22 protein-coding genes are annotated in these 26,501 nt (G+C 70.4%); 13 read left to right on the plus strand and 9 right to left on the minus strand.

Features of this window, described 5'->3' with window-relative positions; translation table 11 throughout:
* Window positions 1-5: 5 nt before the first annotated feature.
* From BHS09_RS28275 to BHS09_RS28290, 4 genes are all read right to left on the minus strand, one after another.
* Window positions 6-821: an SGNH/GDSL hydrolase family protein gene (locus BHS09_RS28275; protein WP_237077523.1), complete on the minus strand. Its 816-nt coding sequence runs from the start codon at window positions 819-821 to the stop codon at window positions 6-8.
* An 88-nt stretch (window positions 822-909) separates the two neighbouring features.
* Window positions 910-1,677, minus strand: a complete 768-nt coding sequence (locus BHS09_RS28280; RefSeq protein ID WP_140799594.1) for an alpha/beta fold hydrolase — start codon at window positions 1,675-1,677, stop codon at window positions 910-912.
* A 105-nt stretch (window positions 1,678-1,782) separates the two neighbouring features.
* On the minus strand, window positions 1,783-2,547 hold the full coding sequence (locus BHS09_RS28285; protein WP_140794553.1) for an amino acid ABC transporter ATP-binding protein: 765 nt from the start codon (window positions 2,545-2,547) through the stop codon (window positions 1,783-1,785).
* Window positions 2,544-3,989, minus strand: a complete 1,446-nt coding sequence (locus BHS09_RS28290; protein ID WP_140799595.1) for an ABC transporter substrate-binding protein/permease — start codon at window positions 3,987-3,989, stop codon at window positions 2,544-2,546. Before BHS09_RS28290 ends, BHS09_RS28285 begins: the two co-directional genes overlap by 4 nt.
* A 185-nt stretch (window positions 3,990-4,174) precedes the next feature.
* On the opposite strand from BHS09_RS28290, the gene BHS09_RS28295 reads away from it, so the two are divergent.
* The 5 genes from BHS09_RS28295 (at window position 4,175) to BHS09_RS28315 (ending at window position 9,635) form a co-directional block, all read left to right on the plus strand.
* Entirely contained in the window at window positions 4,175-4,591 is a 417-nt protein-coding gene (locus tag BHS09_RS28295) for an EamA family transporter (protein ID WP_140794555.1), read from the plus strand.
* Window positions 4,592-4,727: 136 nt separating this feature from the next.
* Window positions 4,728-5,423 (plus strand): response regulator, encoded by a 696-nt coding sequence (locus BHS09_RS28300; protein ID WP_140794556.1) that lies wholly within the window; start codon window positions 4,728-4,730, stop codon window positions 5,421-5,423.
* A gap of 122 nt (window positions 5,424-5,545) precedes the next feature.
* On the plus strand, window positions 5,546-6,139 hold the full coding sequence (locus tag BHS09_RS28305) for an RNA polymerase sigma factor (protein ID WP_140799596.1): 594 nt from the start codon (window positions 5,546-5,548) through the stop codon (window positions 6,137-6,139).
* Entirely contained in the window at window positions 6,136-9,063 is a 2,928-nt protein-coding gene (locus BHS09_RS28310; protein WP_140799597.1) for a CHAT domain-containing protein, read from the plus strand. Before BHS09_RS28305 ends, BHS09_RS28310 begins: the two co-directional genes overlap by 4 nt.
* Before the next feature lie 35 nt (window positions 9,064-9,098).
* Complete coding sequence (locus BHS09_RS28315) at window positions 9,099-9,635, plus strand: hypothetical protein (protein ID WP_140799598.1); 537 nt, start codon at window positions 9,099-9,101, stop codon at window positions 9,633-9,635.
* 14 nt (window positions 9,636-9,649) lie between these two features.
* Here the strand turns inward: BHS09_RS28315 and BHS09_RS28320 are convergent, their stop codons facing one another.
* Window positions 9,650-13,294 (minus strand): AAA family ATPase, encoded by a 3,645-nt coding sequence (locus BHS09_RS28320; protein ID WP_140799599.1) that lies wholly within the window; start codon window positions 13,292-13,294, stop codon window positions 9,650-9,652.
* A gap of 335 nt (window positions 13,295-13,629) precedes the next feature.
* Between BHS09_RS28320 and BHS09_RS28325 the strand changes: the two genes are divergently transcribed.
* The 3 genes from BHS09_RS28325 to BHS09_RS28335 all read left to right on the plus strand — a co-directional run bounded on the left by BHS09_RS28325 (window position 13,630) and on the right by BHS09_RS28335 (window position 16,993).
* Window positions 13,630-15,645: a YgiQ family radical SAM protein gene (locus tag BHS09_RS28325; protein ID WP_140794561.1), complete on the plus strand. Its 2,016-nt coding sequence runs from the start codon at window positions 13,630-13,632 to the stop codon at window positions 15,643-15,645.
* A 71-nt stretch (window positions 15,646-15,716) separates the two neighbouring features.
* Window positions 15,717-16,337: a hypothetical protein gene (locus BHS09_RS28330; protein WP_140794562.1), complete on the plus strand. Its 621-nt coding sequence runs from the start codon at window positions 15,717-15,719 to the stop codon at window positions 16,335-16,337.
* 143 nt (window positions 16,338-16,480) lie between these two features.
* Window positions 16,481-16,993, plus strand: coding sequence for a hypothetical protein (locus BHS09_RS28335; protein ID WP_140794563.1), 513 nt, complete (start codon window positions 16,481-16,483; stop codon window positions 16,991-16,993).
* A gap of 52 nt (window positions 16,994-17,045) precedes the next feature.
* Here the strand turns inward: BHS09_RS28335 and BHS09_RS28340 are convergent, their stop codons facing one another.
* Complete coding sequence (locus BHS09_RS28340) at window positions 17,046-18,683, minus strand: hypothetical protein (protein WP_140794564.1); 1,638 nt, start codon at window positions 18,681-18,683, stop codon at window positions 17,046-17,048.
* Between the two features lie 219 nt (window positions 18,684-18,902).
* On the opposite strand from BHS09_RS28340, the gene BHS09_RS28345 reads away from it, so the two are divergent.
* Both BHS09_RS28345 and BHS09_RS28350 read left to right on the plus strand, forming a co-directional pair.
* Window positions 18,903-19,913 carry a ChaN family lipoprotein gene (locus BHS09_RS28345; RefSeq protein WP_140800784.1) on the plus strand — a complete coding sequence of 337 codons (1,011 nt, stop codon included), beginning with the start codon at window positions 18,903-18,905 and terminating at the stop codon, window positions 19,911-19,913.
* A gap of 62 nt (window positions 19,914-19,975) precedes the next feature.
* Entirely contained in the window at window positions 19,976-21,406 is a 1,431-nt protein-coding gene (locus tag BHS09_RS28350; RefSeq protein ID WP_140799600.1) for a hypothetical protein, read from the plus strand.
* Between the two features lie 33 nt (window positions 21,407-21,439).
* On the opposite strand, the gene BHS09_RS28355 is transcribed toward BHS09_RS28350, so the two are convergent.
* Window positions 21,440-22,360 (minus strand): RluA family pseudouridine synthase, encoded by a 921-nt coding sequence (locus BHS09_RS28355; protein ID WP_140799601.1) that lies wholly within the window; start codon window positions 22,358-22,360, stop codon window positions 21,440-21,442.
* 308 nt (window positions 22,361-22,668) lie between these two features.
* Between BHS09_RS28355 and BHS09_RS28360 the strand changes: the two genes are divergently transcribed.
* Window positions 22,669-23,409: a serine/threonine-protein kinase gene (locus tag BHS09_RS28360; RefSeq protein ID WP_257792162.1), complete on the plus strand. Its 741-nt coding sequence runs from the start codon at window positions 22,669-22,671 to the stop codon at window positions 23,407-23,409.
* Window positions 23,410-23,420: 11 nt separating this feature from the next.
* Here the strand turns inward: BHS09_RS28360 and BHS09_RS28365 are convergent, their stop codons facing one another.
* Window positions 23,421-23,759 (minus strand): hypothetical protein, encoded by a 339-nt coding sequence (locus BHS09_RS28365; protein WP_237079884.1) that lies wholly within the window; start codon window positions 23,757-23,759, stop codon window positions 23,421-23,423.
* Between the two features lie 202 nt (window positions 23,760-23,961).
* Here BHS09_RS28365 and BHS09_RS28370 point away from each other — a divergent pair, with 202 nt between their 5' ends.
* Window positions 23,962-25,035 (plus strand): serine hydrolase domain-containing protein, encoded by a 1,074-nt coding sequence (locus tag BHS09_RS28370; protein WP_174260596.1) that lies wholly within the window; start codon window positions 23,962-23,964, stop codon window positions 25,033-25,035.
* A gap of 217 nt (window positions 25,036-25,252) precedes the next feature.
* Here BHS09_RS28370 and BHS09_RS28375 read toward each other — a convergent pair whose 3' ends face one another.
* Window positions 25,253-25,615: a DoxX family protein gene (locus tag BHS09_RS28375; RefSeq protein ID WP_140796638.1), complete on the minus strand. Its 363-nt coding sequence runs from the start codon at window positions 25,613-25,615 to the stop codon at window positions 25,253-25,255.
* 236 nt (window positions 25,616-25,851) lie between these two features.
* Here BHS09_RS28375 and BHS09_RS28380 point away from each other — a divergent pair, with 236 nt between their 5' ends.
* Window positions 25,852-26,490: a hypothetical protein gene (locus BHS09_RS28380; RefSeq protein ID WP_237077528.1), complete on the plus strand. Its 639-nt coding sequence runs from the start codon at window positions 25,852-25,854 to the stop codon at window positions 26,488-26,490.
* Window positions 26,491-26,501: the final 11 nt, after the last annotated feature.

A 26,501-nucleotide genomic window follows, 5' to 3' on the forward strand; every position in this document is an offset into this window, starting at 1 on the left:
CGCCGCTAGCCCTGCTGGAGCAGGCCCAGCACGCCCAGCACCTCGGGGTACACCTTGTTGGCGAAGTAACGGCCGCCCGCGACGGTGAAGTGCACGCCGTCCTCCATGCGCAGGCGCATGGGCTTGCGGAAGCCATCCACCCGGGCCTGACGCAGCGCTCGCCCCTTCGCGTCGGTGAAGAAGGGGCGCGTGTCCAGGTGCACCGCATCCTGCCGGGAGGAGATGACCTCGCGCTGGAGGGCGCGGATGATGCTCAGCTTCTGCTCGAAGCGCTTGAGCCCCGTGGCCGGCAGCTCCAACCAGACAATCTTCCGGCCGGGCGAGGAGAGCACGGCCAGGAAGTCATTGATGCGCTGACGGTAGCCGGCCTCCCACTCCGCATGTCCCCAGTGGATGGCCTTGCCGCCCTTGGTGTCCTGGAGCGACTGTCCGTCGTTGCCCCCGAGGATGACGACGACGACGTCCGGCTGGTGACGCTCCACCTCCTCGCGGCCCACGTCCATCCAGTCGAAGAAGTCCGGACGGGCCAGGCCCGTGGAGGACTTGGCGCGGCGGGCCGACTGGATGCGCGGGTGCGCGTCCAACTGGGCCTGGAGGTACTCCCCGAAGCCGGTGGCGATGAGGCTGTCCCCCAGCAGCAGCACCTTGTGCTTGCGCGCCACTTCGGGCGACGGAGCGGGAGCCTCCGGTGCCGCGGCGGCCGGCGGTACGGCCGTGGGCGCCACGGTGGAGGGCGACGGCTCCTGCACGGAGGCAGCGGGCGCGGGCGTCGCGGAGACAACGAAGAGGGTGACGAGCAATCGCGTGAGGCGGTTCTGCATTGGCGCCCGAAAGGTAGCGATCCCGGCGCCATCCGTACATCCCCCATGTTGGCCCGACGGAGCCCCGCACCGCCCCTGCCGGGCTGCGTCAGGCGGCGCTGCTCTCCACTTCGGGCGCCGCCGCCGCGTCCAGGGCCGCCAACCAGGGCCGCAGGAGCCCCGCGCACGCCTCCGGGTGCGTGAAGTAGGGCACATGCCCCGCGCCCCGCAGCAGGTGCCGGGGCGTTCCCGGCGGCAGCGACGCGGCCAGGCGCTCCACCGTGGACGGCGGCACCAGCACGTCCCGAGTGCCCTGGATACAGACGCAGGACACGGGCAGCCTGCGCAGCTCCGGTGGGGGCGCCTCGCCCCGGATGGCCAGGGCGCGATGCCAGGTGGAGCTGCGCTCCAGCGCCGTGGTGGGAACGACTTCGGGCACACGGGCGAAGGACACCGGCGTCCAGGCCGCGAGCCCCGCAGCCACCGCGCCCGGCCGGGCCCACCGGGCGATGGGGCCCATCATGCCAATGGCGAGCCCGCGCACGCCCAGGTGCTCGGTGCGGGTAAAGGCGCCCAGGAAGGCCACGCCTCGCGCCGCGCCAGCCGCCGCCAGGTGCGCGGCCACCATGCCCCCGAAGGAGCTGGCCACCACCGCGTCCACCTCCCCCACGGCCCGCAGCACCTGCCGCGCCAAGGCGCCCGCGCCGCACGCGGCCGCCTCGCCTTCGGGGTACTCCACCAGGATGGGACGGGCCCAGGGTAATAACTGGTGGGCCAGCGCCTGGAAGCCGGAGCCACGCGCGCCCAGTCCGGGCAGCAGCAGCACCCGAGGCACCCGCCCCTGCCCCCACTCCATCCACTGGACCTCTCGACGCATGCCACTCCTTCGCGGGACGCGGCGAGGAACACCGCCGGTGCGCCGGTTCTGCCCGGCCCGTCCGTCAGCATGCCCGGCGGGCGGGCCGCGATGCCAGTGAGGCGCTCAGGCCCCCAGGGTGCGCAGCGCGGGGACTCGGCCCAGGCCCAGGAAGGCGCGCGTGCGCTCATGGTGTGGATTGGCGAGCACCCGGGCGGGCGGGCCCTCTTCGATGATGTGCCCACCGTGCAGCACCAACACGCGCGAGGCCAACTCGTACGCGAAGCGCATCTCGTGGGTCACCGCCACCAGGGTGAGGCCGTCCGCGCGCAACTGCTCCAACAAGTCAATCAGCGCCCCCACCCGCTCCGGATCCAACGCGCTGGTGGGCTCGTCCATCAGCAGCACCTCCGGCTCCATGGCCAGGGCCCGGGCAATGGCCACCCGCTGCTGCTCGCCGCCGGAGAGTTCGGAGGGGTACGCGTCCTCGCGGTGGGACAGGCCGACCTTCGCCAACAACGCCCGGCCCCGCTCGTTGGCCTCTTGCCGGCCCACGCCCTTCACGTGCATGGGGGCCTCCGTCACATTGCCCAACGCCGTGCGATGCGCGAACAGGTGCCACTGCTGGAAGACGAAGCCGACGCGGCGGCGGATGCGGCGCACCTTCTCGCCCTGCGCGCGGACGTCGCCCGGTGCCAGCGTGTCCGGCCCCACGCGCACCACGCCCCCGTCGAAGGACTCCAGCCCGTTGAGGCACCGCAGCAGCGTGCTCTTGCCTCCACCAGAGGGGCCCACCAACGCCGTCACCTCGCCCGGGGAGAAGACGGCGTTGATGCCCTCCAGCACCGGCCGTCCCTCGTAGCGCTTGCTCAGCTTCTCGACTTCAATCATCCGCGCTCCAGCCTCGCTTCCAGGTGCCTCGCCAGCCGGGACAAGGGATAGCTCATTGCCAGGTACATCAATGCGCACAACGCGCCAGGTATCAGCCAGCTTCGAACATCCACCGCGGTAATCGTCATCCGCTTCGTGAGCTCCACCACGGAGATGACGGATACCAGAGAGCTGTCCTTGAGCAGCGCGATGAAGTCGTTCGTCACACCCGGCAGCGCCACCCGGAAGGCCTGGGGGAGGATGACCCGCCGCAGCGCCAGCCGCAGGGGCATTCCCAGTGCCATCGCCGCCTCCAGCTGCCCTCGCGGCACGGCCAGCACGCCCGCCCGGTAGACCTCTGACTCGTAGGCCGCGTAGTTCAGGCCCAGCCCGAGGATGGCCGCGCTGATGGGGTCCAACCGGAGCACTCCGGCCAGCCCGTAGTAGAGGATGTAGAGCTGAAGCAGCACCGGCGTGCCGCGAAACAATTCCACGTAGCCGGTGGACAGCCGGGCCGCCCAGCCAGGCCCGTACAACCGCGTCAGCGCCAGCCCCACGCCCAGGGGAATGGCCAGCACCATGGCGCCCACGGACACCAGCAGCGTCACGCCCGCGGCCTGGAGGAACAGCACCAGCTGTCCCCAGCCCATGCGCGCCGTCTGCGAGGGCGCCAGCACCTCGCGGGTCTGCGCGTCCGTCCAGTCGACCATGCGCTGCTGTTCGGCGTTGTCGATGCCCCAGCGCTGGAAGATGGCGCGCAGCTCGCCCGAGCGAGCGATGTTCCCCAGCGCCGTGTCCAGCGCCTCCCGCAGGTCCTCCTCACCTGGCCGCACGGCGATGGCGTAGTAGCCTTCCCCCACGTCGCCCGCCACCCGGAGCCCTGGACGTGGCTGCCCGTAGCGCTGCGCGATGATGTCGTCCATCAATACGGCGCGCACCCGCCCCTGCCCCAGGTCGATGTAGGGCTCCTCCACGCCTTCGTAAGGAACCGCCTCCACGCCGCTGCGCTGGAGCAGGTCCCACGCCAGGGAGTTGGCCAGCGTCCCCACCCGCTGGCCCTTCAGCGCATCCAGCCCGGTGACGGCCGCATCGTCCCGCCGCGCCAGCAAGCGCAGGTGGAAGACGTAGTAGGGCCGCGTGAAGAGGATGCGCCCGGAGCGCGACGGCGTGACTTCGAGGCCGTTGAGCGCCACGTCGAACGAGCCGCGCTCCAACGAGGGGACCAGGCTGGACCAGTCGTTCTGGACGAACCGGGCCCGAACCCCCAGCTCACGCGCCAGGGCCTCCGCCAATTCCACCTCGAAGCCTCGCATGCCCCCGGGTGCGTCCGGGTCCTCCATGGCGTAGGGCTCTCCCCCTTGGGCATCCGCGCCCCAACGCAGCTCCCCCGTGCGGCGCACCCGCGCCAGTCCCGAGTCCTGTTCCGCGCCACACGCGCTCAGCAGCGCCAGCAGCACCAGCACGGAGGGCAGGAGGAATGAAGGCCTTCTTGCCTGGGACAGTGACGGGCTCCTTCTGGCGTGTGTGAAGCCCCCCGACATATGCCAGGAGCCGCCCCACCGCCAGTCGCTCCTGACAGCGCCGCCCCGCACTGGTAGGTCGATGACCATGAGCGGCATTCCGCCGGCTCCCGTACCTGGGGATTTCGATGGCGTGGTGGGTCTATGCACTGCTCTCCGCGGGCTTCGCGGCACTGACGGCGGTGCTGGCGAAGGTGGGCGTGGAAGGCATTCCGTCCACGCTCGCCACCGCCATCCGCACCGTCGTGATTCTGGTGTTCGCCTGGAGCATCTCCCTGGCGCGCGGGGAGCATCACGCCCTGCCTTCCATCAGCCGCAAGACACTCCTCTTCCTGGTGCTCTCCGGCGTGGCCACGGGCCTGTCGTGGCTGGCCTACTTCCGCGCGCTCCAGCTCGGGCCCGCCTCCCGCGTGGCGCCCCTGGACAAGCTCAGCCTGCCGCTCACCCTCCTGCTGGCGTTCCTCATCCTCCACGAACCCCTCACGTGGCGGATGGGTGTGGGCGTGACGCTCATGGCCGTGGGTGCATTGCTGACGTTGAAATGAACCCCAGGTGCAATGCGGCGAAGCAATCACACCCACCCTGTCGCAGGTGCGCGCATGACCCGGCATTCATTTTCCAGACCCTGGGATTTTCCGTAGGTGCCCGGTCTAGAGTGCGCGCCCGAGGAGCGACGTTGTCATGGATGCGTTCAAGGTTCTGGTGGTCGACGATGAGCAGCCCATCGCACGCGCGCTGCAGCGTCTGTTGAAGCGAGAGGGATTCGAGGTCCAGATTGCCTTCAATGGCAACGAGGCGCTGGAGCGGCTGGAAGGATTCAGCCCGGACATCGTCCTGACGGATTTCCGGATGCCAGGAATGACGGGCAGCGAACTGCTCCAGCGCCTCAAACGCAGCCATCCGCTGGCCCTGCGCCTCATCATCTCCGGCTATGCGGACTTCAAGTCCGTGGTGGCCTCCGTGAACGAGGGCGAAATCTGCCGGTTCATCAGCAAGCCCTGGGACGACGCGGAGCTGGTGACGTACCTCAAGGGCCTGCTGCGGCACCGCGAGACGATGGCGTGCCTCTACGCCCCCTTCCGGGAAGCGCCGGACGGAGTGAACGCGGAGGTGGGTATGTCGGCCGCGTCCATGGTGCTCAAGGTGCAGGTGGCCGACCCGTCCTTCCCGGCGGACCAGGCCGTTTCGCTCATCGAGCGCTTCGCGGGCCTGCTGGCCGACGACCGCCTCAAGGTGGTGGGTGGATTGCTCGAGCGCTACGGCGGGCGCCTGTCCTTCATGGCGGACGTCGGTGGTCCCCAGCGGCTCCGGCTGGAGGTGCCGGTGCCCACCCTGGAAACCGTCAACGCCCTCCGCCCTGGCGCGAGCGACGCCTGACAGCGACACCATCCGCCCGACATCCACACACCAACCTCGCCCGATAACGCATCGCGCCGTCCGATTTCACCGAAGGGAATCTCCCCGGCCCGTTCTCACCGTGCGCAGGGGGCAGCCCACCGGTGGAACGACACGAGAGCAGGACAACAGAGGGCCCCGCCGCGCCGGGCGATGGGCACCGCCGTCAATTCGACGCGTTCGCGCGAGCACGGCGGCCGGCGTTGGTTCGAATCGCCCGGCGATTGTGCTCGGGTGGAGCCATCGACCCGGAGGACCTGGTGCAGGAGACGCTGGAGCGCGCCTACCGCCACTTCGACAAGCTGGTGGAGGAGAACACGGGGGCGGTGAGCGTCTGGTTGAGCACCACGATGAGCAACCGCTTCCTGGACCACTGCCGGCGGCGGCGGACCGAGGTCATGGGCGCGCCCATGCTGCGCCTGGTGCAGGACCTGGACGCCGAAAGCGAAGCGGCGCCCCAGGAGCGGTGGGAACGCGTGTCTCGCGACGAGTTCCAGCGGGCCATCGACCAGCTGCGCCCGCCGCACCTGCGCGACGCCTATCGCCTGCACGTCGCGGGGTTGCGGTACCGGGCCATTGCCCAGCAACTCCGCTCGACGGAAGGGACGGTGGGACGGTGGCTCACGGAGGCGCGGCAGGCGCTGCGCGAGCTGCTGGGCGGCAAGGACGCCTCGCACGAAGGCATGGCTGAATCATGAGCAGCGTCTGCGACAACCTGGAGCGTTTCGTCGACGGGGAGATGCTCCCCGCGGACGCGGAGAACTTCCGCCACCACCTGGCCCGCTGCGCGGCGTGCGAGTCGCGGATGAAGGAGCTGCTCGCCCTGGAGTTGCTCTCCGACGACGCGCTGAACAGCCCGGGGCCGGAGCGCCTCGGCGCGACTTCGCGCTGGAGGAACAAGTCCTGGCTCATGGTGGTGCCGCTCGCGCTCGCCGCGGGCCTGGCCGCGCTCGTGCTGGTCCCCCAGACGCAGCCCACCGACGCCGCCCCCGAGCTCTGGCTGGCGGAAGCGGCCACCCGGCCCCTCGAAGTCCGCCTCACCCATCCCGGCGCGGACGGACACCGGCCCTACCAGGTGATGCGCAGCGGCACGGGCGCCCGGCCCCAGGCCCTGGCGCTGCGCGAGCTGGCCCGGCTGGAGGAAGCGGCGGACCACCGGGGCATCGCCTCGGCCTTCCTGCTGCGCGGTGACCTGGCCCAGGCCTCCGCGTTCCTCGACAAGCTGCCCGCCTCCGCCGACCTGGACACGGACCGCGCGGCCCTGGCGCTCCAACAGGATGAACCGGAGAAGGCGCTCGTCCTGCTGGAGCGCGCGCTGAAGCGGAAGCCTCGCCATGCCCAGGCGCTCTGGAACCAGGCGCTGGCGCTCCAGCGGCTCGGCCTGTCACTGCGCGCCGCGGAGTCCTTCGAACAGGTGGCGCAGCTCGGCGAGCGCGGTTGGAGCGACGAGGCCGCCCAGCGCGCCCAGGCGCTGCGAAACGCGGCGGAGCAGGAGCGGAAGGACTGGAAGGGCATGCGGCAGGACTGCCAACGCATGGTGGATGGCGGCGCGCCACTCTCCACCGCGCAGGCGGAGACACTGCCAGGCATGGCGCGCGTGTGCCTCTACAACGCCCTGCGCGCCGCTGCCTCGCCCGAGCGCGTGGAGTCCCTGCATCCCCTGGCGGTGGTGCTGGACCGCAAGGAGGACGGCACGCACCTGGAAGATGCCCTGCGTCGCACCGCGCGGCGGGACTTCTCCGCACGCACGCCCCTGGCCAGTGAGTACGCACGCCTCACCCGGGGCGAGGTGAAGGGCGCCGCGCTGGAGTCCTTCCTGTCGCGGCTGCGCGAAGCCCGGCAAGAGGACCTGCTGCTGGGCGCGCTCGCCTATGCGGACCCGCGCCAGTTCCCGGACGAGTACCGGGCGCTCGCGTTGGAGACGAAGGACCCGTGGTTCGCGCTGCTGGCCGAGGAGCGGCAGGCCCGGGCGGACGCCCTGGCGGATGCCCCGCAGCGCGCGCGGGAGCGGCTCCAGGCCGCGGTGAAGACGTGCACGGCCTCCGGGAGGCAGCTGTACCGGTGCATGTTGATGCAGCGGGAGCTGGGGCTGGTGATGGCGCGGCTGCACCGCCCCGTCGATGCACGCGCCCGCTTCGTGGGCGCCCTGCGCGCCGCGCGCGACAGCCGGGAGTGGGGTTCTCAGCGGAACCTGCTCCAGGACTTGGGACAGGTAGCCCGGACGCAGGGAGACCTGGTGCTGGCCCGGGCCTACGTGGAGGAGCTGCTGCTCCAGACGCCCGAGGGCTGCGCGGACTCCGAGGTGGCGCTCACCAGCCTGGCGCTCGCGCACCACCGCGCGCTGGATGTCGCGGGTGCCCGGGAGCTGCTCGACCGGGCCATCCAGTGCAGTCAAAAGCCCTCCATGGCGCGGCTGGCCCTGCTGGCCGACCTGGCCCGCACGCCCTTCCGTAAGCCGGAGGACGCGCGGCTGCTGGAGCAGGGCCTGGGGGCGCTGCGCGATTCGGGCACGCAGGACGCGGGGGACCTCGCGCTGCTGCGCCACATCGAGGGACGCTTCTACCTGGAGCAGGACGCGCACAGGGGGCAGGCGCTGTTACGGCAGGCGCTGGCCGACACAACCAAGCTGCCGGCGGCGAACGTGAGCGCGCGCAAGGCCCGCGTCTACAGCTACACGTCACTCATCTTCGACGCGGGCCGGACGGGCGAACTGGCGCAGGGGCTGGCCCTCTTCTCCGAGGAGCACGCCATGCCCGCACCGGAGCGCTGCGTGCTGGGCGTCACGGTGGACGACGAGCGGACCTTCGTCGTGGCCCGGGACGCGGAGGGACGCCTCCTCGGCCACCACGACACCGGCCGGACGGCGCCGCTGGAAGGCGTCGAAGGCCTGGTGCCCGGCGCGGTGGTGAAGGCCCTGCGCGCCTGCCCCAGCGTGGACATCCTCGCGAGGCCGCCGGTGCAGGGGCGCGCGGGGCTGCTGCCGTCCGATATCGCCTGGTCCTACCGGGTGGGCGGCCTGCCCAATACGCCGCCGTCCCAAGCGAAGGCCCAGCGGCTCATCGTGACGGACGTGCTGGCGCCCGCGTCGCTGCACCTGCCCACGCTGCGCGCGTGGAACCCGGCCAGCGACACGGGCGAGGGCCGCACCCTGCTCCGCGGAGCCGAGGCCACGCCGCCGCGCGTCCTCGCCGCCATGCGGGATGCAACCGAGGTGCAGGTCCACGCGCACGGCATCATCGACCCGTCGGTGGCGGATGCCTCCGTCCTCGTGCTCTCACCGGAGGCCACGGGCGGGCGCTTCGCGCTCACCACGGGCGACCTGAAGGGACAGCGGCTGCGGGGCCGGCCGGTGGTGCTGCTCGCGGCCTGCTACGCGGGCCATACCAGCGCGTACCTGCATGAGAACTTCGGACTGCCGCTGGCCTTCATCGAATCCGGAGCGCGGGCCGTCCTCGCCGCCACGCAGGAGATTCCCGACGACGAAGCGCACGCCTTCTTCGAGCCCGTCCTCGCGCGGATTCGCGAAGGCGTCCCCGCGACCGTGGCCCTGCGCGACGAACGTCAGGCATGGTTGCGGCGACACGCCAGCTCCTGGGTCCAGCAGGTGCTCCTCTTCGAGTAGTCCCCTCCCCTCATCCATCGAGTGAGTTCATCCCCATGAAGAAGTACCTGCTCCCCCTCTCGTGTCTGTTCCTGGCCTCGGCCTGCCGGCACATCGGCAACACGCCGGACTGGAACCCCTCGGAGGACATCCCGGCGGGCACCGATGTCCGCATCACCCTGCAAGACGTCCGCAATCCCCAACGGCGCTCCACCTACGTGGTGGACCCGCGCACGGGCACCGTGGTGGAGCGACGGGATGGCAAGCGTGCATACGCGGTCGCGGACCCCCAGTCGCTCGACACCGAGTCCACGGGCGAGGCCACGCAGGCGGCCCTCGCGCCCACCAGCAGCGTCACCGTTGCCATGTCCGTCAACTGCCGGGACTCCCTGACGTCGCCGGATGGCTGTGTGGACCTGGCCATCGACCCCAAGCATGAGACGTCCGGCGACCCGAACCCCATCAAGGAGGAGAAGCGGCGCATCGCCATCACGGAGCGCTACGTGAAGCAACTGGCCGTGAACGTCCTGCAGACGGCGCACCGCGCCGGCGTCCAGGTGCACGTGCCCGCGCCCCGGCGCATCTCGAAGTAACGGTCCACGCGGGGCTACCGCGCGTCCGCCCCCGAGGCTCCCTCGGGGGATGGAGCCGCCGGCACGAGCCCGCTCAACGTCTCCACGTAGGTGGCGGCCACGCGGAGGAAGCGCGCGCCCTTCACTCCGGTGAGATACTGCCGCTTCATCGCGCGCGTCGCGCCCACGTAGAACATGGCGCGGCGGATGCGCTCGTTCTCCCGGGCCGAGCGCTCGCGGGCACCGGCCATCCACTGCTCCGCGGTGTCCAGCGCGTCCAGGCCCGCGAAGAAGACGATGGGGCATTCGTGCCCCTTGCAGGAGAACACCGTGGTGGCGCGCACGTGGTCCACGCCGCTGACGCGGAAGTCCGTCACGTTGCGCCCACCCTTGCCGCCGTAGGCCTCCGCGGGCACGCCCGCGCGCTTGAGCGCCTCCGTGTACTGGGAGGGCATGACGGGGGCCACCACGAGAATGTCACTGGGGTGGACACCCTCCTCGCGGATGAGGCGGGCCACCTCGCGAGCCACCTGCCGCGCCTCGCTGGCGCTGGAAGCGAAGCCGCGCACCTGGGGCAGCACGCCGCCGCGCTCGGTGGACTGCACGCGGAAGAGGCCTTCCAGCGTCTCCTCCGGAAGCCAGACGAGCCCCTCGCGCGCCAGTTCGCCCACCTTCATGTATTCGCGCATGCCGGGCTCGGCCGCGGCGTGCTGGCGCAGCGGGTCCAGCACCACGTTGAAGGCCACGTCGAGGATGTCCCGGGTGGCGCGGAACGTCTCCTTGAGGACGCGGGTGCGGCCACGGAACGACAGCCCTTCAGGCAGCTGCTCCTTGAGCGCGTCGATGGGCACCTGGCCATAGACGTTCTGCGAGTCGTCCATGAAGAGCTGGAAGCAGCGCACCTCGCGCCCGTCCGGCAGCGTGTCCGGACGCACCAGCGCGTGGAGCATGGCCAGCGCCTTGGCGTCCATGTCCTGCGCCTCGTCCACGAAGACGCCGTCGAAGGAGGCGGGCGCATGACGGCGCAGCGCCCCCACGTGCCGCACCGTCACCCGCGCGCGCAGCTCGCGCACCCGCAAGCGGCCCGCGCGCTGGGCCAGCGCCTCCACCAACAACTTGTCCACCAGCGGGGCCAGCGCACGGTTGAAGAAGGACACCAGCACCTGCGCTTCGGAGTGCTCCAGCAGGTAGCGCGCCACCCAATGCGCCAGCACGTACGTCTTGCCGCTGCCCGCCACGCCCCGCACCAGGTGGTGCCCGTCGTCGAAGCGGCGCTCGAAGAGGGACACCTGCTCGTGTGTGAAGAGGGGCTTGCCAGGCCGCGCGCCCGAGATTTCCGCGCCCAGGTCCACCGGCACCGGCGGGGGTGGTGGCGGCGGCGCGCGCTGCGGCACGGGCAGCGGCTCCAGGCGCAGCGGCTCACCGGGGTGCACGCGAAGGCGCGGCAGCAGCGACAGGAAGCGCTGGGGAATGGTGGCGGCGCGGGCCTCGTCGCGCGAGGCCAGGACCAGCAGATAGTCCTTCGCGCGGCTGGCGGCCACGTTGAGCATGGGCACCAGCGTGTGGGGAGGAAAGGGCCTCCCTCCGGCGACGGTGTCCACCAGCACCACGTCATACTGGGTGCCCTGCTGGCGATGGATGGTGGACGCGCTGAAGACGTCCCCGCGCAGACCCGCGGCATTGCCCAGCCGGCGCAGCAGCGCGGCCTGCGCGCGGTAGGGCGTGACACACAAGACGCTGAGGCCGGAGCGCACCGCCTCGCGCGCCAGGGACACGGCGAGGTTGGCGGACAGCTCGCGCTGGTAGCCGGAGCCCGTCTCCCCGCGTCCGTGCGTAAGGCGCTTCGAATCTCGCGTGAGCCCGTCCAGCACCACCCAGCCCGCGCGCACCGCGGGGAACGAGGCCACCGGGGCGGGCCGCTCCGCGCGCTGCTTGACGACGTCGCCATCCTCCAGCGCGCCGCCGTAGCAGAAGTGGCTCACCACCTTCGCGATGTCCGGGTGCATGCGGTGCTGGGTGCGCAGCAGCAATACGTCCGCGCGCGCCGCGTCCTTCACCGCGTCTTCCAGGTGCGACAGCCCGCTGCCGCGAAGCCACTTCTGCGTGCCCTTGCCCGCGCCCTCCGCGGCGCGGCTCACCGGGCCAATCTGCTTCGGGTCACCCGCCAGCGTCACCCGCTCCGCCAGCGGCCCCATCAACGCGGTGGCCGCGCGGGTCACCATGCCGGCCTCGTCCACCACCAGCCGCGCGAAGTGCCGCTTTCCCTCCAGCTCCGACACCAGACGCAGCGCGCGGTGCACGGTGACCACCACCAGCGGGCAGTCCCCCTTCTCCACTTCCTTGAGCGTGGGGTCCTTCACCTTGCCGCGCAGCCCGCGCAGCTCCGCCTGGAGCTTGGCCAGCTCATGGGCGGGACCGCCTCGCACCCGCTGGAGGATGAGCTCCCGCTCCCGCTCCTCGATGCTGGCGCGCAGCTTGCCGCCCTTGGTGTCCTCCAGCATGACGGTGGGCAGCTTCACCAGCGCCTCGCTCGCGCCGGTGCCGCCACGGAAGATGCTGCGCGCCAGGGGCCGCAGCGGAATGGGCTCGCGCTCCAACAGCGCGCTGACGCGGAGGACCAGCTCGTCCGCGGCGCGGTTGGTGGGCGCCACGGCGAGGATGCGCTCACCCGGGAAGGCGCGCAGCGCCCGCGCGATGAGGTCCGCCACGGCCGTCGTCTTACCCGTACCGGGAGGTCCCCAGATGCAGCCCCAGGGCTGGCGCCACAGCCGGTCGGCCGGAATCAGGGCCTCGTCCCGAGGCGTCAGAGAGACCGGAGGCGCCTCCCCACAGGCGCGGCTCAGAGACTCAGCGAGGGCGTCCTGCCGCTCTTCGTAAGCGGAGGCCGCCGCGCACAAAGCCTCTGCGAAGTCATAGGGCCGGTAGCACCAGCGGTCCGCGGTCAGCGCGCGGCGGTCCACGTCATCACCGTGGCTGGGCGCGGCGAACACCCGCCCCGATTCGAAATCCAGGTGGACGACGTCTCCGCCGAAGACGCACTCCTCCCCCAGGAAGCCGAGCACCGAACCTCCCGACCAGTCCGGGTCCGCCGCCGGTCGCGGGATGAGCGACAGCACCCCCGGCCCCTGGAGGCTGACCTCGCGCACGTCCTGCAGCAGCTGCGCTCGGTATTGGCTGCGCTCGGACAGCAGCGCCTCCCGCAGGTCCTCCGGAAGATACGCGGGCGGAGCCCAGAGCTCGCGGCGCTTCCCGGTGGCCACCGCGGCGCGCATCGCCTCGCGCTCCGCGGGGCTGACGTCCTCTGGCGCGGAGACATCCCGGGACGGAACGTCCTCTCCGCCTTCCCGTCCTCGCGCCATCCGGGAAACGAGCAGCAACGGATTCGGGGCCCGGGCCACGTCCGCCTTCTCCTCGGTGGGCTCGGGTGCCTGGGGTGGCTCCACACGCACCGCGGTCTCGGTGCGCCGCAGCGCCACCTCCTCCTCACGACGCGGCTCGGGTGCCTGGAACGTGTTGCGCCAGCGCGGCACTGAACCTACCCGCTGGGGCGGAGCGGCTTCGGGCGGAGGCGCATCGTCGTACTCGACATGCAACTCACGCGTGGACGATGGCGCCTGCGAGTCCCCGTCTCCGGGCTCCGCCGCCTCGCCCGCCCGTCCCGCCTCCGGCCCACGCATCATCGGACGCGCGGCCTCCACACCTCGCCTCGCACCGGCCCTGGGCCACCGGTGCCATGCGGGGCCGTTACATCCGGCAGGGCTGGAGAAGACGCTGCGGCTGCCATGGCGAACATTCGCAAAACCTACACTTCATGACCTGCCCACCCGAACAGGTCGCCACATGTAAGAGGCCGGCCAAGGTAGGGGAGGCTTGGATCGCCGTCAATGCGCCATACCCAGGGTGCATGCGCGGTGGGTAGGAAGGCAGGCCGCCCCGGTGTACACCCTCTCCAGCCGGGCTTGCTTCCGCGTCCTCCCGATGTTCTGGGTGGAAGCCCCCCCGCCCCCTCACTGACATGGCCTATTCGACGCGCTACGCCCATCCCTTCCTGCCCACCACCCGTGCCGACATGCAGGCGCGCGGCTGGGAGCAGTGCGACATCATCATCGTGACGGGGGACGCGTACGTGGACCACCCGGCCTTCGGGCCGGTGCTCATCGCGCGCTTCCTGGAGGGGCGCGGCTTCAAGGTGGGCCTCCTCCCCCAGCCGGACTGGCACTCGGCCGAGCCCTTCAAGGCGCTGGGGCCGCCGCGCATGTTCTTCGGCGTGGCCGCGGGCAACCTGGACTCGATGCTCAACCGGCTGACGGCCCAGAAGAAGAACCGCTCGGAGGACCAGTACAGCCCCGGCGGGCAGACGAACTGCCGGCCGGACCGGGCCACCATCGTCTACGCGCAGCGCTGCCGTGAGGCCTACCCCGACGTCCCCATCATCCTGGGTGGCATCGAGGCCAGCCTCCGCCGCATCGCCCACTTCGACTACTGGAGCGAGAAGGTGCGCCGCTCCATCCTCTTCGACGCCAAGGCGGACCTGCTCGTCTTCGGCATGGGCGAGCGCCCCATCATGGAAGTCGCGGACCGCATGCGCCAGGGCGAGCGCATCCAGGACATCCGCGACGTGCGCGGCACCGCGTACACCATCAACGACGAGGAGATGCGCGCCCTGGAGGCGGACCCGGCCAGGCGCGCCGCGGACCGCAAGACGGTGGTGCTGCCATCCTACGAGCAGGTCATCGAGGACAAGCACGCCTTCGCGGTGATGAGCCGCGACTTCCAGATGGAGACCAACCCGGGCAACGCGCGTCCGCTGGCGCAGCGCCACGGCAACCGCGCCATCTACATGAACCCGCCCGCGCTCCCGCTGGAGGACGGCGTGGGCACCGCGGGCGCCGAAGGCAAGTCCGTGGCCATGGACGAGCTGTATGACCTGCCCTTCAACCGCGTGCCGCACCCGATGTACCGGGAGCGCATCCCCGCCTACGAGACGGTGAAGCACTCCATCGTCCTCATGCGCGGGTGCTTTGGCGGCTGCACCTTCTGCTCCATCACCGAGCACGAGGGCCGCGTCATCCAGAGCCGCTCCGCGGAGAGCGTGCTGCGCGAGGTCCGCGCCCTGCGCCGCATGGGCGACTTCCGGGGCACCATCACCGACCTGGGGGGCCCCACCGCCAACATGTACAAGCTCAAGTGCAAGAGCGAGGACATCGAGAAGCGGTGCCGCAAGCTGTCCTGCGTCCACCCGGGCGTGTGTGAGAACCTCCAGACGGACCACGGCCCCCTCATCAGCCTCATGCAGGACGTGCGCAAGGAGGACGGCGTCAAGCACGTCTTCATCGCCAGCGGCGTGCGGTACGACCTGGCGGAGCGCTCGCCGGAGTACGTGAAGGAGCTGGCCGCGCACCACGTGGGTGGGCAGCTGTCCGTGGCGCCGGAGCACGTATCCCCGCGCGTGCTGGAGAAGATGAAGAAGCCCGGCATCGAGAGCTTCGAGCGCTTCCAGCAGATGTTCGCGTGCGCCAGCGAAGAGGCCGGCAAGGAGCAGTACGACATCCCCTACTTCATCAGCGGCCACCCGGGCTCCACGTTGGAGGACATGGTGGAGCTGGCGCTGTGGCTGAAGCAGAACGGGAAGCGGCCCCGGCAGGTGCAGGACTTCATCCCCACCCCCATGGCCATGGCCACCGCCATGTACTTCACGGGCCTGGACCCGCTGAAGATGGAGCCCGTCTACACGGCCCAGGGCCTGCGCGAGAAGCGGCTCCAGAAGGCGCTGCTGCTCTACTGGAACCCGGAGCAGTGGCCGCTGGCGCGAGAGGCGCTGAAGCTGGCCGGCCGCGAGGACCTCATCGGCCGCGGGCCCCACGCGCTCGTCCCGCCGGAGTCGCCCGGGGAGGCCGCGCGCCGGCAGCGTACCGAGCGCGACACCGGCGCTGGTGCTTCCGCGCCGCGTCACGAGGCCGCGCCCCGGCCCGGACCGCAGGGAACCGCGCGTCCCCGGGCGCGCCGTCCCGGTGGGCCTCGCGCCCGCTGAGCGCCCTGGGACATGGGAGCCCGAACGCGCGGTTTGAATAAACCGCCGCGATTTTCGTCGGGCCTCCCACCATGCTCAGCCTCCTCTCCGCGTTGTGGCTCGCCACGGCTCCCGTGACGACCTCGGAACAGCCCGTGGTCCGCCCCCCGCCTCCGCAGTGTGTCTTCTCCCAGGGACGCTCGGTGTGCGGCTACCAGTGCAAAACGACCGGAACACAAACAGCCTGTGCCCGGACGCCCTACGGCATCTGCGAGGTCCTGGTGGGAAGCGTGCACTGTTGGGACCCGCCCCTGGTCGCCATCCAGCACCCGCCCACCACGAGCGCGAAGCCGGAGTGCAAGGAGAGCCGGGGCCAGGTGGCCTGCGGCTACAACTGCCGTCAGTTCAACGGCGAGGTGGCCTGCAACCGGACGCCCTACGGCGTCTGCTCCACGAACTTCAACAAGCTGACCTGTTGGGACCCGCCGGACGCCGTCATCCACCAGTACGGCGCGGAGACGCCCGCGCCCCGCTGCCTCAACGCCTCCGAGGACATGGCCTGCGGCTATGACTGCAAGGCCACGCGCACCGAGGTGCAGTGCGCCAACACGCCGGACGGCGTGTGCCGGCTCGACAACCAGCGCTTCACCTGCTTCGACCCGCCGTCGTTGCTGCACTGCGACCACAGCGCGCCGCCGCCGCCCCGGCACTGAGACCACACGTCCAGCACGTGTGCCTCGGCACGCGAGTCATGCCCGCGAAGGGGAGGCCCAGACCCCCTTTGCGGCACTACACGGCTCCGGATAGGGTGCGCCGCCTTTCGCAACATCGCGACACACCCAGGAGCACGTAGACGATGGCCAGGACAACCCAGGAGCAGACCCAGGAGCGCCACGCGTTTCTGCTCGACCTCTTCCGCCAGCAGCCGGACATCAGCAGCAAGGAGGCGCTGGAGTCCTTCAAGGATAAGTTTGGCGGCACCATCAACATGAAGACGTTCAACCAGCTCCGAGAGCAGGCCGAGGACGAAGCCGCGACGGCCGTCGCCGCCGCGCCCGCGCCCGCCCCCGCCCCGGAAGTGGAGGCCGAGCCCGAAGCCGAGGAGACCGAGGCGACGGGGGACGACGCCGCCTCCCGCCTGAAGGCCGCCGCCGCGGCCCCCGAGGCCATCAATGGCGCGGCCGGCGCCCCCGCCAAGAAGGCCAAGGCGAAGGGCAACGGCCCGAAGAACATCTTCGTGGACGCGCCCAAGGAGCACCTCACCTTCCTGGAGGGCATCATCCAGCAGTTCCAGGAGGCCGGTGCCGCCAACATCCGCATCGACCACGCCACGGACCGGTGGATGGTCGTCGTGGTGGACTCGAAGTAGCAGGACCGCTCCCGGGCCAGGCGGAGTGCCCGCCTGGCTGGGAGGCGCGCCGTCAGCGCTCGGCGGACGGCGCCAGCATCTCCAGAGGAAGCAGCGCGGAACCTGACAGGCGACTCACCTCCAGCGCCTGGCCCGCCCCACTCACGCGCGCCCCCTGGAATCCCGTGGCGTCAGCGGCGCCCTCTTCCCACGCCACGAACCAGGCCGCCCCGTCCCACACCACCACGGGCGCGCGTGACGTCGCCCCGGCGGGCAACACGACGGGCACATCGAGCAACTGTCCATCCAGGCTCACCCGAGCGGCCAGCATGCCCGGCGTGCCGGAGAGATTCTCACTCCAGACCGCCAGATAGGCATCGGGGCCCCGCGAGGCGGCGACCGGAGGCTTGTGGCCCCACGGGCGCGTGAGGCGCAGCGCCGGCCTGTCCTTCACCGTGTCATCGTGCGTCACACGGGTCGCCAGGATTTCGTGCGGGCCGAATTCGTCCGTGCCTGTCGTCGTGCCCGCGTAGGTGACGAGGAACTTGTGGTCTCCGGCCGCCACGGCGGGCGCGATCTCCTGCTGGAAGTCCCCCGTGGAGATGGTGAAGCCCGACTTCGAGCCCAGGATGCTTCCGTTGTCCCCCACCCGGACACCGCGTACGCGGTGGATACCCTGCCGGGTGGCATCCCAGACGACGAGCGACTTGTTGCCACTGGGCGCCACCCGAGGCCCCGTCTGCTCGCCCTCGCCCGTGGCGATTCCGAAGGCCGCGGGCCCGTCCAACGCGAGGTTCTTTCGGAAACGGGCGCCGTAGACATCGGCGGTATCGTTCTTGTCGTCCTGCCACACGACGAAGAAGTGGTTGCCCGTCCACGTCACGTCGGGGACGGTTTGAGCGCCCTCACGGACGACGAGCGGGACACCGCCAGCCCCATCCAGCCGGATGCCGTCTTTCGTCACCCGGTTCCCAAAGATGTCCGGTGTGAGGACTCCACCGCGCTGGTCGCTCCAGACGACCAGGAACTGCTTGCCATCCCAGGCCACCGCCGGCTTGATGGCCATGTTGGATTCGGAAACGGAGAGCTGCGTGCGCTCGGACACGTCTCCGTCGGACGTCACACGGATGGCGTTGATGATGCTCTCCACATCGCCGATGAAGGGGAAGGCGAGCAGACACAGCTTATGCGCGCAGGCGATGCCTGGAGGCCCTCCCACCTCATCGGAGCCGAAGACGACGAACCGGCGGCGCACATCCCCGTCGCGCTCCACATGGGCGGCCACCAGACCGGAAGCGCTGACCCAGGTGACCAGGAAGAACTTTCCGTCCCAGGCCACTCGAGGCTGCCCGCCATCCAACCCGCTGCCCGCGTTGATGGGAAAGCCCCCCGGGTCCAGCACCTTCCCCTTGGGTGTCACCCGCGCGCCGAAGACGCCCCCCTCGCGTTCGTCCTGCCAGACGACCAGGAACTGTTTTCCATCAAAGGCCACGCCTTCTCCCGGCCGCCCCGTGGGCTGCTTCTTCCACACGGGCTTGCTCTCATCGGACGCGTTGGACGTTTCGGCACGACGGGCCAGCGCATCCAGGACCGCCTCTGGCACGGCTTCGGGCACTTCCTCCATCGCCCCACCGCAGGCAGACAGCAGCATTCCCAGAAACACGCCACCCCACCGCGCCGCCCGCGCGGGCTTCCACTTCCCCTGACGCATACGTTGCTCCCCTTTGGTTCGACAGGTGGCAACGTCATGCGCGGGAGGTGGCGCAACAATCCTCCCGGTGGGGAGGGAAACGCATCCGTCACGGCGCCCTATCCATCCCGTCGGGTCCCTCCCGGGGCGTCCCTCGCTCCAGCGGCTGTCACCGGTCCACCACCTCGCCAACCCGGGAGTAGTCCACGAGGCCTGCCTTGTGGATGAATGGCGCGCGTGATGCGCACGCTCCTCATCGCCTCCGTCCTGCTGGTCGCCACCGCCTGCTCGCGCGCCAGCGCCACGCGTCCTGATTCCGCCGTGGAGCAGCTTGGCGTCCAGGCGCCGCTTCCCAACGAGTGGTCCTCTCCGCTGCACCGAGAGCATCCGCTCACGGGCCGCATCTGGGACGTGAAGGCGGCCCGATTCGTGGACGCGGACACCCTGCGCCGCTCGCTCGCCCAGGCCCGCTTCGTGGTGCTGGGAGAGCGGCATGACCAGCCCGACCACCACCAACTCCAGGCGTGGCTCGTCCAGGCTCTGACCGAGGGAGGCCGGAAGCCCGCGCTGGCCTTCGAGATGCTCGACGTGGGGCAACAAGCAGCGGTGGACGCCTCACTGGCCCAGGCCCCGCGGGACGCGGAGGCGCTCGCGCTCGCGGTCAACTGGGCGGGCAGTGGCTGGCCGGACTGGGCCCTGTATCGGCCCGTGTTCGCGGCCGGGCTGGAGGCGGGGCTTCCCATCGTCGCCGCCAACCTGCCGCGCTCGCAGGTGCGCGAACTGGTGATGCGCGGTCCGGAGGCCCTGGCTCCCGAGCTGCGCCAGCGCCTGTCCTTGGACACGCCGCTGCCCGAGCCGGTGGAGCAGGCGATGCGCCAGGAGCAGGACGAGGCGCACTGCGGTCATCTGCCCAAGGAGATGCTCGGCCCCATGGTGCAGGCCCAGCGTGCGCGGGACGCGCGCCTGGCGGACCGGCTGTCGAACGCGGACACCGGCCAGGGCGGCGTGCTTATCACAGGCAACGGCCATGCACGGACGGACCGAGGCGTTCCCGCGCAGCTCGCGGCCCGTGCGCCCGGCAAGGACGTGCGCTCCGTGGGATTGCTGGAGGTCGACCCGAAGCTGCCCGAGCCGGCGGACTACGCGGCCTCTTTCGGCGCGCAATCCCTGCCCTTCGACTATGTCTGGTTCACGCCGGCGATGCCCATGGAGGACCCGTGCGCGGCGCTCCTCAAGCGCCCCAAAAAGTAACTCCCGGGGCGCGTGGCGTGACATAGCCAATATGTCAGCAATTGGGCTATGTCGGCGCGCCCATGACGTCCTCGCTCCTCGCCGCCTCGCTCATCATCGCTCTGGGACAGAGCCCGGAGTCCGTCTCCACGGAGCCCGCTGCGCCAGAAGGCTCCTTCCTCCAGACGCGCCTGTCCTTCCTCGCGGGAGACACCGACTTCGGCGCCCCTGATGCCACCACGCGGTTCCACGTCGCGCTGGACGCGCGCACGGCGGAGCTGGCGTCCGGCCTGCGTGCCGAAGCAGGACTGTCGTTGTTCCTCAATCCGGTCGCCGTCGCCGGCACCACGCTTCAGGACAACGCCAGCTTCTTCGGCCTCCGGTACCAGCCTTCCTCCTGGGCACCCGATGAGCGTCTGGCAATGACGGTGTTCCCGGTGAGAGCCAACCGGCTGTACATGGGCTACGAGAACCCGGTGGCCTGGGCACGCATTTCGACCATGACACGCACGGGCCTTGGCGGCGAACCGGGCATGGAGCTGCGCCTGTCGCGGCGGCGATGGGACGCCTTTGTCGCCGCCAAGATCCCCAGCCTGCAGAACGGCGTGACCACGGAGCGGGAGCGGCGCCTCATGCTCCTGGCGGGTGCCGGGGTAAACCTCTCCCAAGCCTTCCGGATGGAAGCCGCTGCGGCCAACCTCGACCTGGGCCCCGCGAGCGTGCCCTACGCGGATGCCCGGGAGCGCGACATCTACACGCGCGGCGTGTCCGGGCGGATGATGTGGCGCCATGGCGTCCCCGTCGGAGCGAACGTCGACCTGGAGCTCTACGAGGGAGACCCGACCTTCTTCGAGCACTTCTTCGCCCCCGACGTCTACCCCGGTGGCTTTGGAGCCCACGTCGCGCTGGAAGGGAGCTACGTCACCCAGCAACTCCTCGACAGTGAGTCGACCGTGTTGGAGGCCACGCGAAAGCAGGCCGCGCACGCCGCGGCGCTGGTGACCCGGGTCAAGTGGAACCAGCTCCGGCTTCACGCGCTCGCGTACTACAGGACGCCCTCGTTCATGGTGCTTTCGCAACCGGGCTTCTTCCCGGCGGAAAGCGCCCTGTTCGAACGGACGGAGGCGCTTGCCGAGCTGTCCGCGACGGTGGGGGCGGACTACTTCCTCCAGGACTGGGGGCTCACGCCCGGCTTCCTCGTCCGCGTCACCGCCCCGGCCACACTGAAGTCGCCGGTTCCGCGGCCGATGTGGCCGCTCATCACCCCCCTCATCGTTCGGGGCAACAATGGGTATTCCGCGCTGCCCGTGGGCGAAGAGCGGAGCCCCATCCTCACCGCGAAGGCCACGGCGCGGTGGGACCTGGGCGAGGTCGCGGGCGTCCTGGCCGAGCTCTTCTACACACGCGACCCGAACCGGACCACCTATGCCAACGACGACACGGGCGTGGCCACGGTCGTCTGGGATTCGCCGGACATCGTGGGCGGCAACCTGTTGCTCCAGGTGCGCTTCTAGGAACGGAGCCCCGGTAACGCGGCCCCGTGCGCGTCACCCGCCGCGCAGCGTCACCAGTGCTCGCTGGAAGTCCTCGGGCAATGGCGCCTCGACGCGGACGGGCTGGCCGGTAGCGGGGCTTGGCAGTTCCAAGGTGAAGGCATGCAGCGCCTGCCGTCCCAGCGCCCGCGCCGCGGCATGCGCGCGTGCCTCCGGGGGACCGTAGAGTGAATCCGCCAGCACGGGGAAGCCAGCCTCGGAGAGCTGCACACGAATCTGGTGCGTGCGGCCCGTGTCCAGGTCGACCTCCAACAAGGCGGCATCCGCGAAGCGCTCGCGGACCTCGAAGGAGAGCGCCGCGCGACGCGCGGATGGAACGCGGGTGGTGAAGCGCCGAGGGTCCGCCGGATCTCTGGAATAGGGCCCCTCCAGGCGCCCCTGTGAGGGAGGCTGCCCCAGCACCAGCGTCCAGTAGCGCTTGTCCACGCGCTTCTCCTGGAAGGCGCGCAGCAGCGCGGCGGCGGCCGTATCCGTGCGCGCGAAGGCCAGACAGCCACTCGTCTCCCGGTCCAGGCGGTGCACCACGCCGGGCTGAGCCAGGCCCTCCACGTCGAAGGGCGGACGCTGGGCGGCGAGCAGCCCCACCACCGAGGCCGCGCGCCCTTCCGGCTCCACCACGATGCCCGGGGGCTTGTTCACGATGACCAGGGCCGCATCGTCATGAAGCACCGGCAGCACCGGCCCTTCAGCAGAGGCCACCGGCGCGGCGCGAGGCTCAGGCCTTTCGAGCTCAATCTCCTCACCGCCCCACAGCTTGCGCGTGGGCTGGCACTTCTTGCCCCGGATGCGAACCGCTCCCGAATCAATCAGGGCACGGGCCCGCTCCAGGTTGAGGCCTGGGACCTGCTTCGACAGGAAGCGGTCGAGCCGCTCACCGGCGGCCTCACGAGGAACCTGGACCTTCTGCTGTGCCATGCGCTTCCCGTCCCTCAACGCGGGGGGCGAGTCAACGTCCTTGGGCGGCGTCCCCGCCACGCCACACGGGAGCATGGCTTGCGGACGACGAGGACGACCCGGAAGATGGCGAAGAATCGACCCGGCCCGGCCCCGTGAATCCGACCTGCCCCACATGTCATACGCCCCACCCTGGTGCCGAGGCAGGTCCGCGACGCACCTGCGCCGCCTGCGGTGCGGACCTCACGCACGGCGCACAGACGCGAAGCACACCGCCGGAGCCGGACCTCACGGGTGAATCCCTGGCGGGCTTCCAGCTGAACTCCCGCCTGGGCACCGACGCCACGGGCCGGCTGTACGCAGCGGAAGGCCATGTGGGTCCATGCGTGGTGAAGGTGATGTCTCCCTCGGTGACAGCGGATGCGGAGGCGCGGGCGCGCTTCCACCGGGAGGCGGAGACACTGCGGAGCCTCCGCCACCCGGACATCGTCCGCGTCCTGGCGGTGGGCGAGGAGCGCGGCCACTGCTGGTACGCCCTGGAGCCCGTGATTGCGCCCGGCCTGGAGACGCGGCTGGACCGGGTGAACGCCCTGCCCTTCCAAGAGGTGGAGCAACTGGCGCTGCGGCTGCTCGATGCGCTCGGCGCCGCGCACGACGCGGGCCTCGTCCACGGAGACGTGCGGCCCCAGAACATCCTGCTCGCGAAGGACGGCGCGATGCTGACGAACTTCGGCCTGTCGCTCGTGCCTCCTGGTGCCCATGGCTACCAGGCCCCCGAGCAACGACAGCGGGGCCGCGCCATCCCGCAGTCAGACCTGCATGCGCTGGGACGCGTCCTGCACGAGGCGCTCACGGGAGGCTTGCCGGAGACTCAGCCACTCCCCCGGGGCGTGCCCCGGCACCTGCGCCGGTTGCTGAAATGCCTGCTCTCGGAGGCCATCCAGGACCGCCCCGACAGCGCCATCTCCGCGCGGCGACTGCTGACCCAGCGTGCGCCGCTGGGCCCCTTGGCCGTGGGCATCGCGGCGCTGCTGGCGATGCTGATGTTCCTGCTGCTGCGCGCGGCGTGAGCGACCCCCGCTCAGATCCGCTGGAGCTGGTCGCTGGACATGCGGTGCTTGGGCTTGCGGCGGATGAAGCGGTTCGCATCGCCGCGCCGGTAGCAGGTGATGAGGCGCTCCTCGTCGTTGAGCAGGACAATCCACCCACGCGCCTGCCGCGCCACATCCAGGCTCCGCCATGCACGAGGCAGCTCCCGCTCCAGCACCGTGACGTGCGTCATACCGGTCGCCCGGGTCCGGATGCCAAACTCCAGGATGAAGTCGAGCACATCGTCACGAAGCTGCCGAAGCGAGCTGCGCTCGACGAAGTGACGCGTGGCGGAAAACCCAGGGGAAACGGGCGGACGGCAAACGGGCATGGCGTGGACCTCCTGTTGCCGGGAAGCCATTACACATGCCGTTCCAACGCTTCATTCCCAAGATTCCGCGCACTTGGTCGGCTCCGGCACGGCGGACGAATGACATTCCGTCAATTTCCGTGCAGGCGTGTGACAGCAAGGCGCGGACACCCGGCGCCGGCCCTCCCTGGCCGCTCCGGACACATGGTGTAGAAGGCCCGCCATGCGTTCCGTGCCGAAGCCGCCCCCCGGTGAATTGCTCCAGGATGCCACCCGCGCCTACGTGCGCGGATATCGCACGGCGTCCCTCTGCGCCGGCATCACCCAGGGAGGCGTGCATCACGTCGAGACGCTGCGGAGCAAGGGCGCGCCGCCCTCTGAAAGCGCCATCTTCGCGCTGGGCGAGCTGACCCCGGTCTTCACGGGGGCCCTCCTCGCGTTGCTCGTGGACCAGGGCAAGGCGCGGCTCGACATGCCCCTGTCCGAGGTGATTCCCCGGTCGCTGCTCGCGGATGCCACGGCGGGCCGCATCACCCTGGAGCAGTTGGCGACACACACGTCGGGCATGCCCCACCTGCCTCCCAACCTGGAGCAGAGCGCCCAGACGATGGAGGACCCCTTCGGCCATTACGACGCGAGACACTTCGGAGAATTCCTCCAGACCTATCAGCCGGAATGGCCGCCGCCGCGCCGCTACGCGCCCTCCATCCTGGGCATGGGTGTGCTGGGCCACGCCCTCTCCCGGCGCGCGGGACTCAACTACGGACACGCGTTGAGGGACCTGCTCTTCAAGCCCCTGGGCATGGCCGACACCACGCTGCGCTTGTCCGAGGAACAGGAGCCGCGCCTGACGGCCGGCCACACGGCGCGAGGCAAACCGGTCCCCCAATGGACCTTCCCCGCCCTGCCGGGAGCGGGCGCCGCCTACTCCACCGCGCCCGACCTGCTCCGCTTCCTCGACGCGAACCTCGGCCGGGGCGACGCGGGCGTCATGCGTGCCCTGCAGATGACACATGTGCCGCGCGCGGAGGCGAACCTTGGGAAGGTGGGGCTCGGGTGGAGCGTGACGCAGGTGCGCGGTCAGCCGGTGGTGTGGCGCTCCTCCGTCATCCGGGGCTACACCGGCTTCATGGGCTTCGCCGCCGGGGCGGACGCGGGCGTGGTGCTGCTGGCGAACCATGGCTGGTCCTTCTTCTCCGCGCTCCGTGGGCGCATCCCCCTGCAAGCCCCAGGGCTCGAGCTGCTTTCCCGTCTCCTCCCGACGGAGGCACAGGTTCGGCGCCCGATGCCGGGGTGAGTCCGCCACACGCGATTGTCTTTCTCTCGTCGGACGCGGCGAAGCTGAACGCGGTGCTGGACTTCGTGGGTTCTCGCGACACGCGTGCGTTCGTCATCCTCCATGAAGGATGACCAGAAGGTCTACGTGGCCCCAGAAGCCGGCGGGCGCCCGGAAAATGAGCGCCCGCCCTCAGACAACGAAAGCCTGCCTCCAGGAGAGGAACCGTTGCGCGTGCTCAGGGCAAGCGGCGCAGGGGCAGCAAGGCCCGGAGACGTGCGTCCCGCAGGAAAAGCCCCGCCCAGGCGAAAACGGCCACGAGGATGGGGGCGATGAACGGCTCGGACAGGCGCACGTGCGTCGAGGTGGCGCCGCCGAGGTAGCCCGTGACGAGGATGGCGCCCAATACGGCCGTCTGCGGCACCGCGTAGATCACCAGGCAGATGAGCTCGGCGATTCCAATGGCCAGCAACACCGAGCCAGGGTAGCCAGACTTCTCGATTCCCTGGATGGCTTCGGGTGACTGACCCAGCTTCATCGACGCGCTGAAGGCCAGCGTGGCGACGACGAGTCCGGTGAAGATGCGTCCCAGCCAGAGCATCCATCCCTTGGTGGCAGGGGCGGACTGCGTGGAGGCCGGAGAGACGGCGGAGGAAGTGCTCGACATGAGAGAGACGCCCTAGGTGGAAGTGGGACCTGGAAGCCTCGCCGATCTAACGGCCCCCCACACTTCTCGACAAGGGAGAGGGCGCAGCGAACAGGCCCATTCGGGGATGGATGCGCTGTTGACGGAGAGGTTGGCCGCGCGCTCCAATGGCCGTCACCGGGGGTTGTTCCATGACGGTGCTGTACGAATTGCGCCAGCGCATTGACTCACGCTTTCCACTCACCGCCTATGCGGACCCAGCGCCACGCGCATTCCAGCCCGCCGCCCTGCTGGCGTTCGCCACCCGGGTGACGGATGCCTATGCGGCCGACGCCCGGCACCTCGATGAGGGATGCAGCGGCTCCTGGCGAGCCCTGCTGGCCCACGCCTTCGACGTCTACGAAGCCGTCCGGCCCTGCCTGTCCATCCGCTATTCGACGCGCACCGTCTACTCCGGCCCGGAGGACATCGTCGCGGACCTGGAGCGGGGACAGCTCGAAATCAACACCGAGCACTGCGAGCATCCCTTGTGGACGCCGGAGGAGAACTGCGTCTTCCGCATCGTCCATGACGTGATTCCCCACGCCATGTACGCACGGCCCTTCTCGCTGGAGGGAGAAGTGCTCGCCTTCCATGACCACGTCCGCCGGGCCCCCGCGGAGGCGAAGCTGGCGCTGTTCACGGAAATCTTCGGCTATGCCGCCATCCGCTACTCCACCGGCGTGTATCCTGAAACGCAGAAGTGCATTGCCTTCCCGGAGCTGCTCGCGGACTACGAAGCGGGCTTCCTCCCGCCCGCGGGCAATCCCTCCACGCATCCCGGGACGTAAGCCCTTCGAAC

The sequence above is a fragment of the Myxococcus xanthus genome (assembly GCF_006402735.1).
GTDB classification, from domain to species: domain Bacteria; phylum Myxococcota; class Myxococcia; order Myxococcales; family Myxococcaceae; genus Myxococcus; species Myxococcus xanthus_A.

Coding starts and splice junctions, on each gene's coding strand:
- BHS09_RS28285 (WP_140794553.1), bottom strand. CDS start 2,547: ATGATTGAAGTCGAGAAGCTGAGCAAGCGCTACGAGGGACGGCCGGTG.
- BHS09_RS28280 (WP_140799594.1), bottom strand. CDS start 1,677: ATGCGTCGAGAGGTCCAGTGGATGGAGTGGGGGCAGGGGCGGGTGCCT.
- BHS09_RS28325 (WP_140794561.1), top strand. CDS start 13,630: ATGGCCTATTCGACGCGCTACGCCCATCCCTTCCTGCCCACCACCCGT.
- BHS09_RS28340 (WP_140794564.1), bottom strand. CDS start 18,683: ATGCGTCAGGGGAAGTGGAAGCCCGCGCGGGCGGCGCGGTGGGGTGGC.
- BHS09_RS28295 (WP_140794555.1), top strand. CDS start 4,175: ATGGCGTGGTGGGTCTATGCACTGCTCTCCGCGGGCTTCGCGGCACTG.
- BHS09_RS28330 (WP_140794562.1), top strand. CDS start 15,717: ATGCTCAGCCTCCTCTCCGCGTTGTGGCTCGCCACGGCTCCCGTGACG.
- BHS09_RS28365 (WP_237079884.1), bottom strand. CDS start 23,759: ATGCCCGTTTGCCGTCCGCCCGTTTCCCCTGGGTTTTCCGCCACGCGT.
- BHS09_RS28375 (WP_140796638.1), bottom strand. CDS start 25,615: ATGCTCTGGCTGGGACGCATCTTCACCGGACTCGTCGTCGCCACGCTG.
- BHS09_RS28380 (WP_237077528.1), top strand. CDS start 25,852: ATGACGGTGCTGTACGAATTGCGCCAGCGCATTGACTCACGCTTTCCA.
- BHS09_RS28350 (WP_140799600.1), top strand. CDS start 19,976: ATGACGTCCTCGCTCCTCGCCGCCTCGCTCATCATCGCTCTGGGACAG.
- BHS09_RS28355 (WP_140799601.1), bottom strand. CDS start 22,360: ATGGCACAGCAGAAGGTCCAGGTTCCTCGTGAGGCCGCCGGTGAGCGG.
- BHS09_RS28335 (WP_140794563.1), top strand. CDS start 16,481: ATGGCCAGGACAACCCAGGAGCAGACCCAGGAGCGCCACGCGTTTCTG.
- BHS09_RS28320 (WP_140799599.1), bottom strand. CDS start 13,294: ATGATGCGTGGGCCGGAGGCGGGACGGGCGGGCGAGGCGGCGGAGCCC.
- BHS09_RS28310 (WP_140799597.1), top strand. CDS start 6,136: ATGAGCAGCGTCTGCGACAACCTGGAGCGTTTCGTCGACGGGGAGATG.
- BHS09_RS28275 (WP_237077523.1), bottom strand. CDS start 821: ATGCAGAACCGCCTCACGCGATTGCTCGTCACCCTCTTCGTTGTCTCC.
- BHS09_RS28300 (WP_140794556.1), top strand. CDS start 4,728: ATGGATGCGTTCAAGGTTCTGGTGGTCGACGATGAGCAGCCCATCGCA.
- BHS09_RS28345 (WP_140800784.1), top strand. CDS start 18,903: ATGCGCACGCTCCTCATCGCCTCCGTCCTGCTGGTCGCCACCGCCTGC.
- BHS09_RS28370 (WP_174260596.1), top strand. CDS start 23,962: ATGCGTTCCGTGCCGAAGCCGCCCCCCGGTGAATTGCTCCAGGATGCC.
- BHS09_RS28315 (WP_140799598.1), top strand. CDS start 9,099: ATGAAGAAGTACCTGCTCCCCCTCTCGTGTCTGTTCCTGGCCTCGGCC.